Annotated in this window: 16 protein-coding genes; 12 read left to right on the top strand and 4 right to left on the bottom strand. The window is 41.8% G+C overall.

Annotation, left to right across the window (positions count from 1 at the left end):
* Positions 1-199: 199 nt before the first annotated feature.
* From thrS to rplT, 4 genes are all read left to right on the top strand, one after another.
* A complete protein-coding gene (thrS, locus tag HUZ36_RS00940) occupies positions 200-2,110 on the top strand; it encodes a threonine--tRNA ligase (RefSeq protein ID WP_128731720.1) in 1,911 nt (636 codons plus the stop codon).
* Positions 2,111-2,166: 56 nt separating this feature from the next.
* Positions 2,167-2,730 carry a translation initiation factor IF-3 gene (gene infC, locus HUZ36_RS00935; RefSeq protein ID WP_125253974.1) on the top strand — a complete coding sequence of 188 codons (564 nt, stop codon included), beginning with the start codon at positions 2,167-2,169 and terminating at the stop codon, positions 2,728-2,730.
* A 180-nt stretch (positions 2,731-2,910) separates the two neighbouring features.
* The gene (gene rpmI / locus HUZ36_RS00930; RefSeq protein ID WP_010604868.1) at positions 2,911-3,111 is read left to right on the top strand and encodes a 50S ribosomal protein L35; all 201 of its coding nucleotides are present in this window, start codon (positions 2,911-2,913) and stop codon (positions 3,109-3,111) included.
* 15 nt (positions 3,112-3,126) lie between these two features.
* A complete protein-coding gene (rplT, locus tag HUZ36_RS00925; protein WP_010376973.1) occupies positions 3,127-3,486 on the top strand; it encodes a 50S ribosomal protein L20 in 360 nt (119 codons plus the stop codon).
* 95 nt (positions 3,487-3,581) lie between these two features.
* Here rplT and HUZ36_RS00920 read toward each other — a convergent pair whose 3' ends face one another.
* Entirely contained in the window at positions 3,582-4,415 is an 834-nt protein-coding gene (locus tag HUZ36_RS00920) for an SDR family oxidoreductase (protein ID WP_147390049.1), read from the bottom strand.
* 126 nt (positions 4,416-4,541) lie between these two features.
* Here HUZ36_RS00920 and HUZ36_RS00915 point away from each other — a divergent pair, with 126 nt between their 5' ends.
* From HUZ36_RS00915 to HUZ36_RS00890, 6 genes are all read left to right on the top strand, one after another.
* On the top strand, positions 4,542-6,329 hold the full coding sequence (locus HUZ36_RS00915) for a M14 family metallopeptidase (RefSeq protein WP_176031802.1): 1,788 nt from the start codon (positions 4,542-4,544) through the stop codon (positions 6,327-6,329).
* A 2-nt stretch (positions 6,330-6,331) separates the two neighbouring features.
* Entirely contained in the window at positions 6,332-6,973 is a 642-nt protein-coding gene (locus HUZ36_RS00910; protein ID WP_147390047.1) for an MBL fold metallo-hydrolase, read from the top strand.
* 112 nt (positions 6,974-7,085) lie between these two features.
* Positions 7,086-7,544: an Lrp/AsnC family transcriptional regulator gene (locus tag HUZ36_RS00905; protein WP_010376979.1), complete on the top strand. Its 459-nt coding sequence runs from the start codon at positions 7,086-7,088 to the stop codon at positions 7,542-7,544.
* Positions 7,545-7,775: 231 nt separating this feature from the next.
* The gene (locus HUZ36_RS00900) at positions 7,776-9,332 is read left to right on the top strand and encodes a SulP family inorganic anion transporter (RefSeq protein WP_147390046.1); all 1,557 of its coding nucleotides are present in this window, start codon (positions 7,776-7,778) and stop codon (positions 9,330-9,332) included.
* Positions 9,333-9,630: 298 nt separating this feature from the next.
* On the top strand, positions 9,631-10,701 hold the full coding sequence (locus tag HUZ36_RS00895) for a sensor histidine kinase (protein WP_128732816.1): 1,071 nt from the start codon (positions 9,631-9,633) through the stop codon (positions 10,699-10,701).
* Positions 10,701-11,525, top strand: coding sequence for a LytR/AlgR family response regulator transcription factor (locus HUZ36_RS00890; protein ID WP_125253959.1), 825 nt, complete (start codon positions 10,701-10,703; stop codon positions 11,523-11,525). Before HUZ36_RS00895 ends, HUZ36_RS00890 begins: the two co-directional genes overlap by 1 nt.
* A 298-nt stretch (positions 11,526-11,823) precedes the next feature.
* Here HUZ36_RS00890 and pyk read toward each other — a convergent pair whose 3' ends face one another.
* Positions 11,824-13,257: a pyruvate kinase gene (gene pyk, locus HUZ36_RS00885; RefSeq protein ID WP_128732817.1), complete on the bottom strand. Its 1,434-nt coding sequence runs from the start codon at positions 13,255-13,257 to the stop codon at positions 11,824-11,826.
* A 445-nt stretch (positions 13,258-13,702) separates the two neighbouring features.
* Between pyk and gndA the strand changes: the two genes are divergently transcribed.
* Positions 13,703-15,076, top strand: coding sequence for an NADP-dependent phosphogluconate dehydrogenase (gene gndA / locus HUZ36_RS00880; protein WP_176031768.1), 1,374 nt, complete (start codon positions 13,703-13,705; stop codon positions 15,074-15,076).
* 75 nt (positions 15,077-15,151) lie between these two features.
* Here gndA and ansA read toward each other — a convergent pair whose 3' ends face one another.
* Together ansA and sppA are read right to left on the bottom strand one after the other, a co-directional pair.
* Entirely contained in the window at positions 15,152-16,162 is a 1,011-nt protein-coding gene (gene ansA / locus HUZ36_RS00875; RefSeq protein ID WP_128732819.1) for an asparaginase, read from the bottom strand.
* Between the two features lie 70 nt (positions 16,163-16,232).
* Entirely contained in the window at positions 16,233-18,113 is a 1,881-nt protein-coding gene (sppA, locus tag HUZ36_RS00870; protein WP_176031767.1) for a signal peptide peptidase SppA, read from the bottom strand.
* Between the two features lie 212 nt (positions 18,114-18,325).
* Here sppA and HUZ36_RS00865 point away from each other — a divergent pair, with 212 nt between their 5' ends.
* Complete coding sequence (locus HUZ36_RS00865; RefSeq protein WP_176031766.1) at positions 18,326-20,287, top strand: FAD-dependent oxidoreductase; 1,962 nt, start codon at positions 18,326-18,328, stop codon at positions 20,285-20,287.
* Positions 20,288-20,306 lie beyond the last annotated feature (19 nt).

Here is a 20,306-nt window from a genome sequence, read left to right as displayed (position 1 = left end):
TAATTTTAGCCCTAGGCTTGCACTTAGCCAAGTTACACGCGAGAATAGTGTCTCTCATACGAAAGACCTTGAATGAGCCGCGATAAGTCGCGCAAGACAATGCTTATTCGTAAAAGCGTTGATAGGCACACTTTACATTTAAAATTAATTAAATACATGTGGCGCATTGTAGGTGTCACCACTGTAAATAGGATTTATCATGCCAGTTATTACTCTCCCTGACGGCAGTCAGCGTATTTTTGAAAACCCAGTAACTACTCTAGACGTCGCTCAAGACATCGGTCCAGGACTTGCAAAAGCAACTATCGCTGGTCGCGTCAATGGTGTGCGTGTTGATGCGTGTGACATCATTGAAAATGATGCTGCGCTTGAGATTATCACCGCTAAAGACGACGATGGCCTTGAGATTATTCGCCACTCTTGCGCGCACTTAATTGGTCACGCAGTTAAACAATTGTTCCCTGAAGCAAAAATGGCGATCGGTCCGACTATCGACAATGGCTTTTACTACGATGTTGATCTTGACCACTCATTGACGCAAGAAGACCTTGAAGCGATTGAAAAGCGTATGTTGGAACTTGCTAAGACCAACTACGATGTAGTGAAGAAAAAGGTAAGCTGGCAAGAAGCCCGCGACGCATTCGAAGCACGTGGTGAAACCTACAAGATGGAAATCTTAGACGAGAATATCGCTAAAGATGATAGGCCAGGTTTATACCACCACGAAGAATATGTTGATATGTGTCGTGGTCCTCACGTACCAAATATGAAATTCTGTCATCACTTCAAGATTATGAAGGTGGCAGGCGCATACTGGCGTGGCAACTCAGAAAACAAAATGTTGCAACGTATTTACGGCACTGCATGGGCAGATAAAAAGCAATTAAAAGCTTACCTTAAGCGTTTAGAAGAAGCTGAAAAGCGCGACCACCGTAAAATTGGTAAAGCACTAGATTTATGGCACTGGCAAGAAGAAGCACCAGGAATGGTGTTTTGGCATAATGATGGCTGGAGCATTTACCGTGAGCTTGAAGACTTTGTACGCGAAAAGTTACGCGAGTACCAGTACGAAGAAGTAAAAGGTCCACTGATGATGGATCGTGGTTTGTGGGAAAAGTCAGGTCACTGGGACAAGTATTCAGATGCGATGTTCACTACGGAGTCTGAAAAGCGTGAATATGCTATTAAGCCGATGAACTGCCCAGGCCACGTTCAAATCTTCAACCAAGGCTTAAAATCTTACCGTGATCTACCACTGCGTATGGCTGAGTTTGGTTGTTGTCACCGTAATGAGCCGTCGGGTGCACTACATGGTTTGATGCGTGTTCGTGGATTTACACAAGACGATGCGCACGTATTCTGTACAGAAGAACAGATCATGGACGAAGTATCAGCTTGTATCAAAATGGTGTATGATACTTACTCAACCTTTGGCTTTGAAAAGATCGTTGTTAAATTATCTACACGCCCTGAGAAACGCATCGGCGAAGATGAGATGTGGGATAAAGCAGAGGCTGCATTGGCAGATGCGTTGAAAGCAAACGACATCGAGTTTGAATATTTACCAGGTGAAGGTGCATTCTACGGTCCGAAGATTGAGTTTACTTTGTATGACTGTTTAGAACGTGCATGGCAATGTGGTACAGTACAACTAGACTTTGCATTACCAGGGCGTTTAGGGGCTACTTATGTTGCGGAAAATAACGAGCGTAAAACGCCAGTTATGATCCACCGTGCAATTCTTGGTTCGTTAGAGCGCTTTATCGGCATTTTAACAGAAGAATATGCGGGTCAATTCCCAACTTGGCTTGCGCCTAAGCAAGTTGTGATCATGAATATTACGGATAAACAAGCCGATTATGTTCACGAAGTTGTACAAAAGTTAAATAAACTTGGAATAAGAGCTTGCGCTGACTTGAGAAATGAGAAAATTGGTTTTAAAATCCGCGAGCATACTTTAAAACGTATACCTTATTTGTTAGTTGTGGGTGACAAAGAAGTTGAGCAACAAGAAGTTGCTGTTCGAACTCGCACTGGTGAAGACTTAGGTAAATTCTCGATTGACGATTTCATCGCGAAAGTTAGCGAAGAGATTAAAAATCGACTATAAATATAAACTTGCGTGTACTTCACTTTTTCTGGTACACGCAACTACTTTTGAATTTTTTGGAGGAACGTACCATTAGAGGCGGCAAAAAAGGGCAAAATAACGCTCAGAAAAATCGTATTAACGAAGAGATTACAGCGAAAGAGGTTCGCTTAATTGACGCTGAAGGCGAGCAGGCTGGCATTGTCTCAACTAGAGACGCACAAAACATGGCGGATGAAGCAGGCTTAGATCTAGTAGAGATCAGCCCAAATGCAGAGCCACCAGTTTGTAAAGTGATGGACTACGGTAAGTTCCTTTTTGAAAAAGCAAAAATCCAAAAAGAACAAAAGAAAAAGCAAAAGCAAATTCAGGTTAAGGAAGTTAAATTCCGTCCTGGTACTGATGTTGGTGATTACCAAGTTAAGCTACGTAGCCTTCGCAAGTTTTTGGAAGGTGGCGACAAAGCTAAAGTCACAATTCGCTTCCGTGGTCGTGAGATGGCGCACCAAGAAATTGGTATCGACCTGTTAAATCGTATCAAGACAGAGTTGGAAGAGATTGCTTCAGTAGAGTCTTTCCCGAAGAAAGTAGAAGGCCGTCAAATGATAATGATGATGGCACCTATTGCTAAAAAGTCTTAATCTCGGCATAATACGCATCGAATTTAACGCAGGTTTCAAGTGCTTCGGCCACCTGCGTTATCCGGTTTTAAAGTAAGGACTTGATCCTTCACCGGTTTTAGGTAGTAAGCTAGGCCTACAAGTGAGTTTATCTCCGCCTACTTACATAGTGTTAAGCAATATCATTCGGAGTTATTGCAAATGGCTTATAAGCTAAAATCACACAGAGGTGCTGCAAAGCGCTTCAAAAAGACTGCTTCAGGCGGTTACAAGCGTAAACAGTCGCATCTTCGTCACATTCTGACTAAGAAGTCTTCAAAGCGTAAACTACACCTTCGTGCTAAGTCTATGGTTCATAAGAATGACCTAGGCCTAATCGATCGTATGTTACCATTCGCTTAATAGAGGATATCAGAAATGGCAAGAGTTAAACGCGGCGTAGTTGCACGTGCACGTCACAAAAAAGTATTAAAGCAAGCTAAAGGTTACTACGGAGCGCGTTCACGCGTTTACCGCGTAGCTTTCCAAGCGGTAACAAAAGCTGGTCAATATGCTTACCGTGACCGTCGTGCTAAGAAACGTACTTTCCGTCAACTATGGATTGCACGTATCAACGCAGCTGCACGTCAAAATGGTCTTTCTTACAGCCGTTTCATCAATGGCCTTAAAAAGTCATCGATTGAAATCGATCGTAAGATCCTAGCTGATATCGCAGTATACGACCAAGTAGCTTTCGCAGCACTAGTTGCTAAAGCAAAAGACGGTCTAGCTGCTTAATAAGCAGAGCATGACTTAGTCTTAGGACTAGATCTTGTATTAAAAAGGAGCCGTTGGCTCCTTTTTTAGTTTTATACTCATAAATTACTCAGCCCTTAACGGTTTTTCATCAATATTTTATCTAGCATGCGACTGCTCAATATTCGTTTTAGATACCCCATCAAGTATGTAGGGAACGTTACGTAATACCTTGGCTTCGCAGTTTTAGCACTCAATGCGTGATGCAGGGCTTTATAAACCGCTTCAGGCCCTAAGGTAAATTTCTGTGGTGCGTCTTCAGCGCCTAAGCGATTAAGCTGCGCCTGATACTCGTTGTGATGTGCGCTATGTTGATGATTGATGTTAGTTAAAAATGCGCGTTTCGCGTTTTCTCTAAACTTTGATACGATTGGACCTGGCTCGATTAAACTGACTTGGATATTGGTGTTGGCGAGTTCCATGCGTAATGTGTCGGTTAACCCTTCCAGTGCAAATTTACTAGCGTTATAGGCTCCTCGATAGGGTAATGCAACAAGGCCAAGCACTGAAGAATTGTGAACTATTCGGCCTGAACCTTGCTTTCGCATCTGCGCGACAGCCAAGCATGTTAGTGTGTGCCAACCAAAAAAGTTAACTTCAAACTGCCTTCTTAATATATCTGTAGGCAAATCTTCGACCGCACCAGGTTGACCGTAGGCGCCATTATTAAATAATGCGTCCAATTGCCCATTGACGATTGTAAGTGCCTGATGAAATCCATCTTTGATACTTTGCTCACAAGCTAGATCTAATACGATGCAATGAACACCTGTACCTTCAAACTTATTCAGGTCTTTTGCATTTCTGACTGATGCGATGACCTGATATCCGGCTTTTGACAACTGCAATGCACAGTAATAACCAATCCCGGTAGAACAACCAGTGATTAAAATTGATTTTTGTACGCTCATTTGTTCCCTAAAGTGATAGTTATCTGCGATTAACTGCAAATTTTTGTTGAATCACCGCACATTGTAAGCCGATAGATAAAATATTGATATAATTGACGGATAAAAGCAGAGGAATAGAGAATTATGATGAGTTCCAGCATTATTATGCTTACTGCAATGCTAGGTATGAATAGTCATTTGCCACCGCTAATGGAGTGGCAGGGTAACAGTGAACAACTATTACAACAACAAGGCCCATTGACGACTGATTTCGAACTTAGTGATGGTACCGATTCCCCAAATTATGAAGATACAATGGCGTTTGTTGACCGTCTAGTCGCGGCCAATCCAACACAGTTTAAGCTTGAAACTATAGGTACTAGTGATAGTCATCGCGCTATCAAGATGATTGTTGCCACTGAGCAAGGTGGTGGCAAATCTAAAGTCATTAATAGCGATAAACCGACTATTTTAGTTCAAGCGGGTATTCATGCCGGTGAAATTGATGGTAAAGATGCCATGTTTATGTTGCTGCGTGATATTGCCACAGGGAAACGTCGCGACATTTTAGCGAAAGTCAACTTACTAGTTGTACCGATTTTAAATGTCGATGGTCATGAGCGTCGCAGCGAATATAACCGTATTAATCAGCGCGGCCCAGCGGTGATGGGATTTAGGACGAATGGTAAAAACCTTAATCTCAACCGTGATTATACAAAGCTAGATACTCCTGGTATTAGAGCGATCATGTCTGTGATCAATGAGTATAAGCCAGACCTATACATTGATGTTCATGTTACTGACGGTGCGGATTACCAGTATGATGTGACCTACGGCTTTAATCCAAGTTTTGCCAGTGAATCTCCAGCAATTGCCCAAGTATTGGAAAGTCAACTCTCTCCTGAAATAGATAAAGCACTTCGCAAACAGGGGCATATTCCCGGACCTTTGGTGTTTGTCATGGACAAGCGTGATTTTAAGCAGGGTTTAGCAGGTTGGGTAGCAACACCAAGATTCTCAAATGGTTGGGGCGACTTAAAAGGGCTACCAACAATACTTGTGGAAAATCACTCTTTAAAACCGTATAAACAGCGTGTTTTAGGGACGTATGTATTTATGGATGGCGTCATTGATGGACTGGCCAACAATATAGATATATTACGAGAAGCTGTGAAAAAAGAAGCTGAGTTTTTGCCCAAAAAATTAGTGGTTGAGCGTAGCTACGCTAAAACTCCTGATTTCATTCAATTTAAAGGTATCGAATACAAGCAATTCGAAAGTGCACTTTCTGGGCATGTAGAAGCAAAATACCTTGGTACGCCAGTCGACTATGAGAAATTACCGATTTATTGGCAAAAAGAAGTAAAAACGATAGTTAATGTTCCAGAGCAGTTTTATATACCACCAGCGTATCCCGAAGTCGTTGAAAAGCTAGAGCTTCATGGTGTTGAAGTCATTAAATTGCCAGCATCGTCAGTAGTTGAAAATGTCAGTCAGGCAGCGGTAAGTGACTATCAGTTCGACAGTGTGCCTTTTGAAGGTCGCTTTAGAGTAGAGGCATCATTTAACTTTAACGTATTGCCAGAAAAAGTGGATGTAAGTGGCTGGTATAAAGTTGAAACAGCGCAACCTTCGGGAGAGTTAGCAACTCACTTACTGCACCCTAAAGCCCCGGACTCTTTCTTTGCTTGGGGTGAGTTTAATACGATTTTTCAACGTACAGAATATGTTGAAAATTATGCGCTTGAACCGTTTGCCAGAAAGATGCTAAAACAAAATCCAGCAATGGCATTAGCATTTGATAAAAAAATTCGTGAAGACAAAAAGTTTGCCAACGACTCTAAAGCGAGAATGGAGTGGCTGTACGCTCGGACACCATTTTATGACAGCGCTTATTTGAAGTATCCTGTTTTGATGGCATTTGGAGCAAATTAACAATGCAAGTATTAACAATACCTGTTACGCCGTTTATGCAAAATTGCCGTGTATTAGTTTGCCCGACAAGCAGAATCGCCGCAATTGTCGACCCAGGTGGCGAGCCGGAAAAGATCATCGCGCGCTTGACTGAAGAGGGGCTTAAACCGAAGATGATTTTGCTCACCCACGCGCATCTAGATCATGTGGGGGCAAGTACGAAACTGGGAGAGTATTATGATATTGAAATCATAGGCCCTCATAAAGATGACCTATTTTGGCTTGAAGCATTACCAATGCAATCACAAATGTTTGGTTTTGAAAACCACGCTGCATTTTTACCCTCATCATGGCTAAATGATGGTGATACAGTTGAGGTAGGGAAGCTAAAGTTAGAAGTTAGGCATTGCCCTGGTCACACGCCTGGACATGTTGTTTTTTATGAACCTGTCTCACAGCAGGTGTTGGTAGGTGATGTTTTGTTCAAAGGTTCAGTAGGGCGAACTGACTTTCCTAAAGGGGACGCAGCAAAGCTGAAGCACTCCATTGAGAGTAAGTTATTTTCGTTACCTAACGAAGTCGTTGTGCATTCAGGGCACGGTGAAAATACCACGATAGGGTATGAAAAGGCTACAAACCCCTTTATGAGTGGCCGATTTGGGTAGAATAGTAGGCGCTAAGTAGTATTCATATACAATAAGTTAGTCTACTATACGTCAGGGAATAATAATCAACATTGGCTTTGTAAGCTAATGTGCTAATTAAACTAGAATAGATATGTCATTAAACCAAGTAGATCGCCAAATCTTGGCATTGTTACAACAAGATGCGAGTCTTTCGACCGCCGAAATTGCAGATAAAGTAGGGCTTTCTCAATCTCCTTGCTGGCGACGTATCGCCAAATTGGAGCAAGATGGTTACATCAAAGGTAAAGTCGCACTGTTAGACGAGAAAAAGCTCGGATTTGATATGCTGGTTTATGCACACGTTCGCTTGTCGAACCATGGCAGAAATAACCTCGCTGAGTTTGAAAAACTTATATTGAGCTACGACGAAGTGACAGAGTGTTATTCAATGGCAGGCACGATGGACTTCATGCTGCGTATTATATCTAAGGGAATTGAAGGTTATGAGCAGTTTGTTCGAGACAATTTACTTAACCTTGAGTTTGTTCAAGAAGTACATTCAAATGTAACCATGACTTGCGTAAAACGCAGTACCTCTTTACCACTTTAGTACAGCATCATCGTCTGCTTGTTAAATGATAGTGAGCAGACGATTACTGGCCTGCCTTTTAGCTGAAATAGTGCATTTCTAACATCCTGCTGTCACTGTTCTATACTAGAATTTATTGCATACAAACCAATCTGCTTTAAATGCTAGATGTCTGCTATTTGTTTAAATTGCTGCTTTTTGCTAGAATCCGCAGCCTTTGTGTTCATTGTCAATTCAGACCAGAGGAAATAGATGTTTAATCTGATCAGCAAAGCGCCTAGCTCTGCTAAAAACGATGTACTATCAGGACTTACAGTTGCACTGGCGTTGGTGCCAGAAGCTGTAGCCTTCGCTTTTGTTGCGCAAGTAGACCCTTTGGTTGGCTTATATGCGGCATTCATTGTAGGTCTTATTACCTCAATCTTCGGTGGTAGACCGGGTATGATCTCTGGTGCAACTGGTGCACTTGCAGTCGTTATGGTTAGCTTGGTGATAGAGCATGGTGTTGAATATCTGTTTGCGACAGTCTTATTGATGGGCTTTTTGCAAATATTGGCCGGTATATTTAAACTCGGCAAGTTTATTCGCATGGTGCCTCACCCAGTTATGCTCGGCTTTGTAAATGGCCTGGCAATTGTGATTTTCTTAGCACAACTTGGGCAGTTCAAGGTGCTTGATGAGCAAGGTAACTTGACGTGGATGCAGGGCGAAGCGCTCTATATTATGTGTGGCCTAGTTGCGCTTACAATGGCTATCATTCATTTTCTCCCTAAGTTGACGACAGCAGTACCTTCAAGCCTTGCCGCTATCCTTGTAGTAACTGGAATCGTAATAGGCCTGGACCTAGATGCGAGGAATGTACTTGACTATCTTAAAGACATGTCTGGCAACTCTGATGCGACTATCGCAGGTGGTTTCCCTGCTTTTCATATTCCTGATGTACCATGGACACTTGAAACACTTAAAATCATATTCCCTTATGCGTTAGTATTGGCAGCAATTGGCTTGATAGAGTCGCTGTTGACGCTCACTTTGATTGATGAGATCACAGAAACACGTGGCCATAGTAATCGTGAGTGTATCGGTCAAGGTGCAGCAAATGTTACCTGTGGCGTATTTGGTGCGATGGGCGGCTGTGCGATGATAGGCCAGTCAATGATCAACATTAATTCTGGTGGCCGTAGTCGTTTGTCGGGAATAACAGCTGCGCTTCTACTATTGGTCTTTATTCTATTTGCTGCTAGCTTAATAGAAATGATCCCATTAGCCGCACTAGTTGGTGTGATGTTTATGGTTGTTCTAGGTACGTTTGAATGGTCTAGCTTTAGACTGATCAGAAAGATCCCCAAATCAGATGCTTTTGTGATTGTATTGGTATCTGGTGTGACTGTGATCACAGATCTCGCGATTGCAGTTTGTGTCGGTGTAATTGTATCGGCATTGGTGTTTGCTTGGGAACATGCAAAACATATCTACACCAATAATTATATTGATGAAAATGGCTCAAAGGTTTATGAATTACACGGACCACTATTCTTTGGCTCTGTAAAAAACTTTGCTGAATTATTTGATATAAATAATGACCCCGACGACATTATTGTAGAATTTAAATATAGCCGAGTTGCTGATCACAGCGCGATTGAAGCGATAGATGCGTTAGCAGAACGCTACAAAAAAGCTGGAAAAACACTTCATCTGCGCCACTTGAGCCAAGACTGCAAAGTGTTACTCGAAAAGGCTAAAGACTTAGTCGAATTAGATGGTCAAGCCGATCCAACATATAAAGTCGCTTCAGATAAGCTGGCGTAAATACAGTCTACAAGACAAGGCATTTATAGCAATTTGTGTAGAACTGCTTAACCTGAGGGAACATAGATTGAAGCTAAGGGGTTGTTATATTTCTTATTCATAACAACCTAATAGCACTTTTTTGGTGTTCCAAAACAGAGCGGTTAAATTAAATAAGTCATTATAATTTATCTTAAAAAAGACACTGTGGTGTCTTTTTTTATTTGCGGTAGGTCGTGTAAAAACTGAGACCATCAGCAGTGAATAAATGCAACGAGCTGAGATATAATCCAGTTAAGATAGAAGAGGTATAATCATTTTGAAGTGGCAATCACTGGTTGATAACAGGCAGAGGTTTTTCTGGGTATTACAAATAGCCGGCTGGTTGGGTTATGCGCTGGTGAATTACATTGGCTCGAAAGTATTTGAAATGCGCGACATCTATGTATTTGTTATTGCATTAAATGCTTATGCCGGTTGTTTGATGACAGTACCACTGCGTTATTTATATCGTAAGATATGGAACGCCTCTCCAGTTGTCTTAATCTTGGTCGTATTTACTGCATCATATTTAACCGGAACGCTCTGGGCTGTGGTGCAAAAATTCAATCATTGGGAAATATACCGTCATGGTTATCGACCCGATGAATGGTTTTATTATTTGCAGCAAGGTCTAGACTCCGTCTATATCGTTTTATGCTGGAGCGGACTATACTTCGGTATAAAGTACTATCAATTATTACAAAGTGAGAGACAAAAGGCACTAAAAGCCAATACGATGGCTCATGAAGCACAACTAAAAATGCTTCGGTATCAGCTTAATCCTCACTTCCTCTTCAATACACTCAACGCAATCTCAACACTTATTCTCGTTGAAGAGAATAAAGATGCAAATCAAATGGTATCAAGGCTTAGTGACTTTTTGAGACACACCTTAAATACAGATCCGATCAAAAAAGTACCACTAGAGCAAGAGTTACATGCGTTAACGTTATACCTTGAAATTGAGAAAGTACGCTTTGATGAAAGGTTGTCAATTGAGTTAGATGTAACAGAAGAGGCAGAACAAGCGCTAGTGCCAAGTTTAATTTTACAGCCATTGATTGAGAACAGCATCAAGTATGCTATTGCACATATTGAACATGGCGGCAAAATTGAGATTAAAGCACAGGTTTTTGCCAATGAGCTACTCTTGGAAGTAGGTGATAACGGTCCAGGCGCAGAGTTGGAAGATGGGCAGTTGAAAAGTGCACAAGGAGTGGGTTTAGCGAATACCAAAGATCGCCTAAAAACATTATATGAAAACAATTACTCGTTTGTGCTGTCAAACAATGAGCCTTCGGGTTTAAAGGTAAACATTCGCGTGCCATACGAAAGGGCGAAGAAGTAATGAACAAAATTAGAACATTAATCGTAGATGATGAACCGCTAGCCAGAAAAGGCTTGGCGGTAAGGTTAAGAGATTTTCCTGAAATTGAAATTGTAGAATTATGTGGCAGTGGCCAACAGGCTATTGATTTATGTAAGTCTGAGGACATAGATCTAGTCTTTCTTGATATTCAAATGCCAAACATGAATGGCTTTGAAGTAGCGAGAGCCTTGAGTGAAAGTGTCAAACCATTGCCTGCTATCGTTTTTGTAACTGCGTTTGATCAATATGCTGTCAAAGCATTTGAGATCCATGCGTTAGATTACATTTTAAAACCCGTTGATGACAACAGATTAAAACAGGCGGTGGAAAAAGTGCAAAGCTATTTAAAAACACAACAAGACAATGCGCATAAGAAAAAGCTAGCCAGCTTTGTTGCAGGGATCACAGGTAACAATTGTGAAGAAATCCTAAAGAAGTTAGCGACAGGGGATACAATCGAAGATAAAAAGTTCCCTGAGTCACTTGCGGTAAAAGAGCAAGGAGAGATCATTCGTGTTTCTACCGGCTCAATTCAGTGGGTGGATGCTGCTGGAGATTACATGTGCCTACATTGTAGTGATGGTCAAACACACATCTTACGAAAAACAATGAAGGATTTAGAGCAAGAATTGGACCCAACATTATTCGTACGCGTGCATCGCTCTGCTATCGTAAACACTAAACAAATTAGTAAGCTAGTAACCCAGAGCAGTGGTGAATACTTGTTGGTGCTTGAAAATGGTCAAGAGCTAAAAGTAAGCAGAAGCTACAGAGATAAAGTGAAGGCAGCATTAGCAAGCTAATACCAATTAATCTTAATACTTGCTCAGTTAGAAGAAGCTATTGTGGCGCTACAAGCGATAAAATGTCTTATTTAGAGCAACTTGTTGATAACAAAGCTTTGCTCGGTTTTAAGCTAAACGTTCTGCCTCACATTAGGCAGTTTGGTTTTATTAAAGTGTTACAACAAGAGAATGGTATAAAATAACGCCAAGTGATTAGCGCTGTTTCCTCATTTTATTATCGATACAGCTTTTACGCGCACTCACACGGGCGAAATAACAGAACTAGGTAGCGTGGCTACCCAGTTCGTTGTGGTTTTTATACTGTAATAATTTTTAGTGTATTACTTGCACCGATAGTTTCCATTTTATCGCCATGGGTAATGATAACTGTGTCGCCTTTTTCTAAAGATCCTGCTGCAACAAGAGTGTCTAGTGCTTCTCTAACCGCACTATCATCAGAACATTGGGTAGAGTCAAACCTTACCGGATAAACGCCACGATACAACGAGGCTTGACCGAGTGTGGATTGATGGCGAGACAGGGCATAAATTGGTAAACCGGAACTAATACGTGACATTAATTTCGCAGTATTGCCGGATTCCGTTAATGCAACAATGGCTTTTACTGAGTCTAAGTGGTTAGCTGCATACATGGCCGAAAGCGCAATGGTTTCGCAAGTGTCTGCAAAGCGACTATCTAGACGGTGTTTAGAAATGTGAATTTGTGGTTGCGACTCAGCGCCTAAACAAACGCGAGCCATCGCTGCAACTGTTTGCTCTGGGTAATCTCCCGCAGCTGTTTCTGCAGAGAGCATAACCGCGTCTGTGCCGTCCAATACAGCATTTGCTACGTCCATCACCTCAGCACGGGTTGGCATTGGGTTGTCAATCATCGATTCCATCATTTGTGTTGCTGTAATGACAGTACGGTTTAATGAACGAGCACGGCTGATAATTTGTTTCTGTTTACCCACAAGCGCAGCGTCGCCAATTTCGACCCCTAAGTCGCCACGTGCGACCATCACCGCATCAGAAGCAAGCACAATGTCATCAATTGCTTCAACAGTTTCAACAGCTTCTGCACGCTCTATTTTTGCTAACAATTGCGCATTAGAGCCTGCTTTTTCAGCTAAGCTTCTGACATAACGCATGTCATCACCGCTTCGAGGGAAAGATACTGCAATGTAGTCAACACCGATTTCCGTTGCCGTGATTAAATCTTCTTTGTCTTTATCCGTGAATGCCGGTGCCGTTAACCCACCACCTAAACGGTTAATACCCTTATTATTAGATAGCACACCACCTACTTTGACGCTGGTATGGACTAAGTGACCTTGCACTTGCTCAACAACCAGTTGGATCAGACCATCGTTTAACAATAACAAATCACCTTGCTTTACATCATTTGGTAGCTCTTTGTAATCTATACCAACAGCTTCAACATGACCCTGTCCAGGTTCCATTTTTGCGTCTAGAGTAAACTTTGCACCCACTTCTAAAAATACTTTACCTTCTTTGAAGGTTGAAACACGGATTTTAGGTCCTTGCAAATCAGCTAGGATAGCGACATTCACACCTAAGCGTTGAGATATTTCGCGTACCGCTTCAGCTCTGTTTTTGTGATCCTGAGCAACGCCGTGTGAAAAGTTTAGTCTGACTACGTTGGTGCCGGCACGAATTATTTTTTCTAAATTATTATCTCTATCAGTTGCGGGCCCCAGAGTTGCAACGATTTTAGTGCGTCTAAGCATCAGATTCTCCTGTAAGCTTATCAAGGTAAGCAAAAACTTATGAATGTGTTAAAAATAAATTAAACTTGCTGTCTTTTTACACATCACACATTGTGAAACCATTATTTAACTAACTTGAGCATAAAGAATTATGCAAATACCCTTTTTAACACTCTCATTAAGTTATATGATCTATATGTCATCATTATGACACCGGTGTCAGTAGGCGTCAATCTCGAATATTTTACCTTTTAATGATAAGAGAATATTTGCGATTAATCACAAATAGTGGTGAATACGCGCCGCTGTCACTATATTGCTATACAGTGAATTGTGTTAGCTGTCATATTTTTGTAACTGATAAGTAGCCAGCGAATAGTGTGTCTCGCTGGTCAATCATGGTTGCTAAGGTATAATGCACATACACGAACGCATAAAGTTTTGATGTTACCGAGGAGGAAACTAAATGCAGGTTGCATTAGTTGGTTTGGGTGTGATGGGTAAAAACCTCGCGCTAAATCTAATAGAGAAGGGGATGACCTTAGTCGCATATGACAAGAACCCCGAAGTAGGTGCGGAATTATTAAGTTGCGCACAGTCGTTAGGTATGGCGGAGCGCTTACACATAGTGTCTGATCTCGGTGATATGATCAGAAGGCTTGAGACTCCTCGCTCGATTTTATTACTGGTTCCAGCAGGTGAATTAGTAGATAAAGTTTGTAGCGACTTGGTTGAAGCCGGGGTTGAGAAAGAAGATATCATTGTGGATTGTGGTAATAGTAACTACAAAGATGGTATTGCTCGTAAGTTGAAATATCAAAATAAATTTGAGTTTGCCACCATGGGGATCTCTGGCGGAGCTGAAGGGGCGCGTCACGGTCCTGCGATGATGGCGAGTGGCTCTGAAGGCGGATGGGAACGTATCGAACCTTGGTTTGAGAAAGTTGCGGCAAGCTACAATAACGAGTCATGTTTTGCTCGCGTGGGTCAATCTGCAAGTGGCCATTTTGTAAAAATGGTACATAACGGCATTGAATATGCGTTAATGCAGCTGATTGCTGAAGTGTATCAACTACTTCGTCATGGTACTGGCCGCTCACCGAAAGAAGTCGCTGAAATTTTTGAGTCATGGTCAGAGGGTAACCTAAATAGCTACCTACTCGCTATTTCGAGTCATATTCTCAGCCTCGAAACAGAACAGGGCGAGTCACTAGTTGACCTTATAGATAACAAAGTAGGTGCTAAAGGTACTGGCCTTTGGACAGCACAAAATGCGTTAGAATTAGGGATTGCCGTCCCATCTTTGGTCGCAGCGGTGCAAGCTCGCCATTTAACTAATACGATAGATACGCCAGCGGCCAAAGAAATGACGTATGCTGCCAAATCTACCGAGTCGGTTGGAGTTGATTTAGACGAATTGAAACAAGCATTCTATTTCGCGAGCTTGCTATGCTATCGTCAAGGCCTTGCATTAATTAAAGGTGCGTCACGAGCTCACCAATGGAAAGTCGACTTAAATAAGACACTTCAAACCTGGCGCGCCGGTTGTATCATTCGTGCCGACTACCTAGATGATGTTGCTCAGGGTGTTGAGTTTATCGATTCATTAGAGGAGCCAGCACTGGCACTTCGTCGCACTACCGGTAAAGCGATTGCAACAGGTTTATCTTTCCCTGTGCTTGCTGCGACGCAAACATACATTGCGACGTTGAGCACTCCAAGCAATGGTCACTTAGTACAAGCACAACGTGATTACTTTGGTGAACATGGCATTAAGACGCACAGTGGTGAAACGTGTCACCTCACTGATCTTGTCGAGATTGATGCAAAAGTAAGATAGTCACGTCGACACTAGAAATGACAAAGCCGCAGTATCCACTTGCGGCTTTTTACTTTTCTTTTCTTCTATCTTTCTTTACCTAGTGAGTTCACCACGAAGGCTATCTTGCATAAGGTGGCGGATAGTTTCTATTTCGAGCTTTTGGCTGAATAGATAATGTAGTTTTGTTAAGCATGCTTCCAAAGTCATATCATAACCACTGATCACTCCACAATTGAGTAAAGCGTTGCCAGTAGCGTAGCCGCCCATATTCACTTTACCTTGGATACACTGAGTTAGATTAATGATCACCCCTCCGCTGTCACTTATTGCCTTAAGCTCACTTAAAAAGTGCTCGTCTTGTGGCGCATTTCCAACACCAAAGCTCAATAATATCAATGCCTTCATTTGACCTTTCATGAGGTTCTTAAGGATCTCAGTTGAAATTCCGGGATAAAGGTGCATCACAGCGATAGGTTGTGGGGAAATCTGGGTTACTTGCAAACTTTGCTCAACATAAGGGCTGAGCTTTCCTTCTAGTAGCTGTATGTTGATCCCCGCTTGCGCTAAGGGTGATAAGTTTGGAGACGCAAAGGCATCAAACCCGTCAGCATGAGCTTTTATTGCTCGGTTACCACGATACAACTTATTATTGAAAAATAAGCTAACTTCCGCAATGGGATAATTAGCCGCTAAGTACATGGCATTTAGCAGGTTTACTTGACCATCCGAACGAAGTTGAGATAGTGGTATTTGTGAGCCGGTTACAATCACAGGCTTGGTCAGATTCTCAAACATGAAAGACAGCGCTGAAGCGGTATACGCCATTGTGTCTGTGCCATGTAGTACGACAAAGCCGTCGTAATCCTGATACTTTGATTGGATATCATCAGCAATTAGTTGCCAATGATGGGGAGACATATCAGATGAGTCAATTAAAGGACTGTATTCGTGAATATCAAAAAGTGGCATCTCATCGCGTGTAAACTCAGCGTTATTCTTCACCGTATCGGTAAGGTAGCCGGCAACAGGAACATAACCACGACTCGATTGCTTCATACCAATAGTACCGCCGGTATAAGCAATGTATATTTTTTTTCTTTTCATAAATAAGCCCAGAATAAAATCTGGGCTTATTATAGCAATTGTGTATCCGCAATTGCAGTCTTATTCAGGGTTATTCAGCCGATACATTACATACTAAACACAGGGTATAAACATGATTTGGGTCATTTAATTGACCGAGTACTTTGCTCTGAGCTTCTAGTGTATGACTTATATCATCTAGTGCGTTTAACGCTGTTTTTGCAAATATCGATTGCTCAGGCATAATGGCGTCAACAGCACTTTGTACTATCGTAGCACCAAATAACTGTTGCACTAGCTTTTCCTGCTCAGTTAGCGCTTGTTCTATGGTGATAACATCATACATCTCCAAGTTTGCAAGACTGGCTGCTGCGTTAATGGCATCATTCTTATTGCCTAACTTGTCAATGAGACCAAAATTTAGCGCTTGAGTTGCAAGCCATACACGGCCTTGCGCTACTTCATCAACCGCTGATTTCTCAAGGTTTCGTTCAGTTGCAACCATAGAGATAAACTTGTCATAGGCATCTTCAACGCCCATTTGAATAAGATGTTTATAATTACTTTCAATTCCTCTAAATGGTGATTGACCTTTTAGCTCTGTCGTTGCTACACCATCTGAATAAATACCAAGTGAATTAGCCGCGTTTTCGAAAGTCATTATCATGCCAAAAACGCCAATTGACCCAGTAATTGTGCTCGGCGAGGCCCAAATTTCATTCGCTGAGGCCGCAATCCAATAGCCACCTGAAGCCGCAACTGAGCCCATAGATGCGACAACGGGTTTACCTGCCGCTTTTAATGCTAATACTTCATTACGAATCGTTTCTGAAGCAAACATACTGCCGCCGCCAGAATCTATCCTTAAAACAACCGCTTTTACTTTATCGTTTAGACGCGCTCTTTTGAGCAGTGCAGCTGTTGAATCTCCGCCTATGGCACCAGCCTTACGTTTACCATCGGATATTTGACCTTTAGCAACGATCACTGCAACTTTTTCTGTAAATGGATTTTCAGCAAATTCTTTTGGTGGCAGTGTTGACAGATACTGTTCAAAGGACACTTGCTTGAACGATTTGCCTTTAGCATCTAGCCCCACTTCATCAATCAACTTTTGTACGAACTGTTGATCTGTAACCAGTTCATCCACCCATTGGTTATCAATTGCATATTTAGCAGAGTCGCCTTGTGCAGCTTCCATTTTATCCGTCAATGCAGCGAATGTTTCATCAAAATTTGTGACATCGAAACCTCGGTTCTCAGCCACTTCTGATTTGTATTGACTCCAAAGTGGTGTTATCCAACCAAGGTTAGATTGTTTTGCTTCTGGTGACATATCACTGCGGATGAAAGGCTCAACGGCAGATTTATAGGTACCAACACGGAAAATATGCTGAGTCACTTTTAGCTTATCTAGGGCTTCTTTGAAATAAAGAGGGTACATGCCAAAACCGGTGATGTTGACACCACCGTATGGGTGTAAGGTTACTTGATCAGCAATAGAGGCTAAATAATATTGTGCTTGAGTGTAATATGCACCGTGAGCATAGATCTTTTTGCCTGCAGCTTTAAATTTTACCAGCGCATCTCTAATGTCGCGGAGTTTATCTAAATGTGCGCTGTGCATGCGTTGTAAGTCTAGGTACATTGCATATATTTGTTGGTCTTGCGTTGCCTTGTTGACTACGTCAATTATATCATCAAGTAAAATCTCACCAGGTTGCTCTGAGTCACCAAACTTGCCGCTCATTGCCGCTTCAAACGGATCGACATAGGTTAGTTGCTCTACAATGATGCCATTTAGATCTAAGCGTAAGACACTTTTATCTTCCACTTGGACTTGGTCTTCACCGGATATAATATTAATCACAATGGCAATCAGAATGAATAAGAACAACAGATTTAAAATCAATCGTCTAGAAAAGTTCAAGGTGGCCCATATGCCTTTAAAAATATTCGCTATCAGTTTCAAATCGATCCCTTATGCTTAACATCAATAAAACACTATTTATTTATCATATATCAGAGTCGGTTTCATAGATAATAGAAAAACGTAACTAAGTATTTTCATGCGTGAAATATCAGCAATGAGTCTAGGTTCGTTAATTTCTTTCTGTTTAAGACTTGCCAAATAATAAAAAAACGTTAATGTTCACAGGTAAGACCAGTTTTGTGGGGCGGCAAATGTTAGAAAAAGAACTAAAACTTAAACATACAAGTTTGCGAAATCGCTTGGTGATGGGATCGATGCACACCGGGCTTGAAGAAGGTTGGCACAATCGAAAGCGCTTAGCTGCGTTCTATGAAGCACGTGCAAAAGGAGGGGTGGGGTTAATTATCACTGGTGGCTATAGTCCAAATTTACGCGGTAAATTGACGCCCATTTCGTCTTCTTTTAACTCGCGGTATGATGTGATAAAGCATAAAGCATACACCAACGTGGTTCACCAAAATGGTGGAAAAATTTGCTTACAACTACTGCATGCAGGAAGATACGCTTACCACCCTTTTAATACAGCACCAAGTGCAATCAAAGCACCAATAAATCCTTATACGCCAAAAGCGATGAGCTTGGGCGCTATTAAAAGTACCATTAAAGATTTTGCACAGTCAGCAAAGCTAGCTGAGAAGGCCGGATATGATGGTGTCGAAATCATGGGCTCTGAAGGGTATTTAATTAACGAATTCATGGCGAATCACACCAATAAACGTACTGACGAATACGGTGGTAGTCTAGAAAATAGAATGCGTTTGGCGACTGACATCGTAAAAGCGGTGAGGGCGAAGGTGAGCGATAAGTTTATTATCGTATTTCGTTTGTCAGTGATGGATCTAATCCCAAATGGTTCGACAGCAGAAGAAGTTACGCTTCAGGCAAAAGCGCTAGTGTCTGCCGGTGTTGATATTCTTAATACTGGAATTGGTTGGCATGAAGCTAGAGTTCCTACAATTGCTTCAATGGTACCACCAGGCGCGTATCGAGAAGCGTCAAATAGGTTAAAACAGGTTGTTGACATACCCGTTGTGGCCGTCAATCGAATAAATACCCCGACGCTAGCAAATGATATTTTAGCTAAAGGCGACGCTGATCTTATTTCTATGGCGCGTCCATTGCTTGCTGATCCTGAGTTTTTCAATAAGTACCAAGCACAACGTGAAGAGCAAATTAATATTTGTATCGGTTGTAACCAAGGCTGCTTAGATCATGTATTTAAAGGGCAACGGGCTACTTGTTTAGTTAATCCTCAAGCAGGGTTTGAGCTGGATTACCCGTTAGAAGAAGCAACTACAAAGAAAAAGGTATTAGTGGTGGGAGCTGGCCCCGCTGGATTATCAGTGAGTTATTATTTGGCTAAAAAGGGACACCAAGTTAAGCTCATTGATAGGGGAAGCGAACTAGGTGGACAATTTAACCTAGCGATGCGTATACCTGGAAAAGAAGACTTTCAACACACGCTAAAATACTATGTGAGCGAAATTAACCGCCTTGGAGTAGAGCTTTGTCTAAACACATCTTATGAATTGTCTATGGCAGATGCTTTTGATGATGTCGTTTTTGCAACTGGTGTAAGTCCACGAATGTCCAAAATCGAATGTGCTGATGGGCGTCGCGTGTTTGCCTATGATGAAGTGATTAAAGGAGAAGTAGAACTCGGTGATAAAATCGCGATTTTAGGTGCGGGTGGTATTGGTTTTGATATGGTTGCCTATCTGACAGAACCGCGAGAGCAATCTATTTCAGACTTTAAGGCACAGTGGGGTATCGAATGCGATCCTAAACCATCCCAAGAGCAAAAAACAATTTATATGTTAAAGCGTTCAGCTGGTCGCTTTGGTAAAGATTTAGGCAAAACCACAGGTTGGATCCACAGAGCGGTTGCAAAGCACCATAACGTTAAACAAATTGCACAAAGTGAGTACATTCGTTTTGATGGTCAAGGGCTGACTATCAAAGTCGCAGACGATGAGCAGATACTTGACGTTGATACTGTTATTGCATGTATCGGCCAAGTATCCAACGATACATTGTTTGATAAAGAAACATTGCCAGAAAACCATCATGTTATTGGTGGAGCGAAACTTGCTGCTGCAATCGATGCAAAACGAGCGATAGCTGAAGCTCTTCAGGTCGCGAGAAAAATTTAATGTAATAACCCTAAGAATT

This window comes from Pseudoalteromonas sp. McH1-7 (assembly GCF_013366255.1).
In the GTDB taxonomy this organism is placed as follows: domain Bacteria; phylum Pseudomonadota; class Gammaproteobacteria; order Enterobacterales; family Alteromonadaceae; genus Pseudoalteromonas; species Pseudoalteromonas peptidolytica.
Note: the sequence above shows the minus strand (reverse complement) of the source record. Positions and strands in the feature narration are given on the sequence as shown.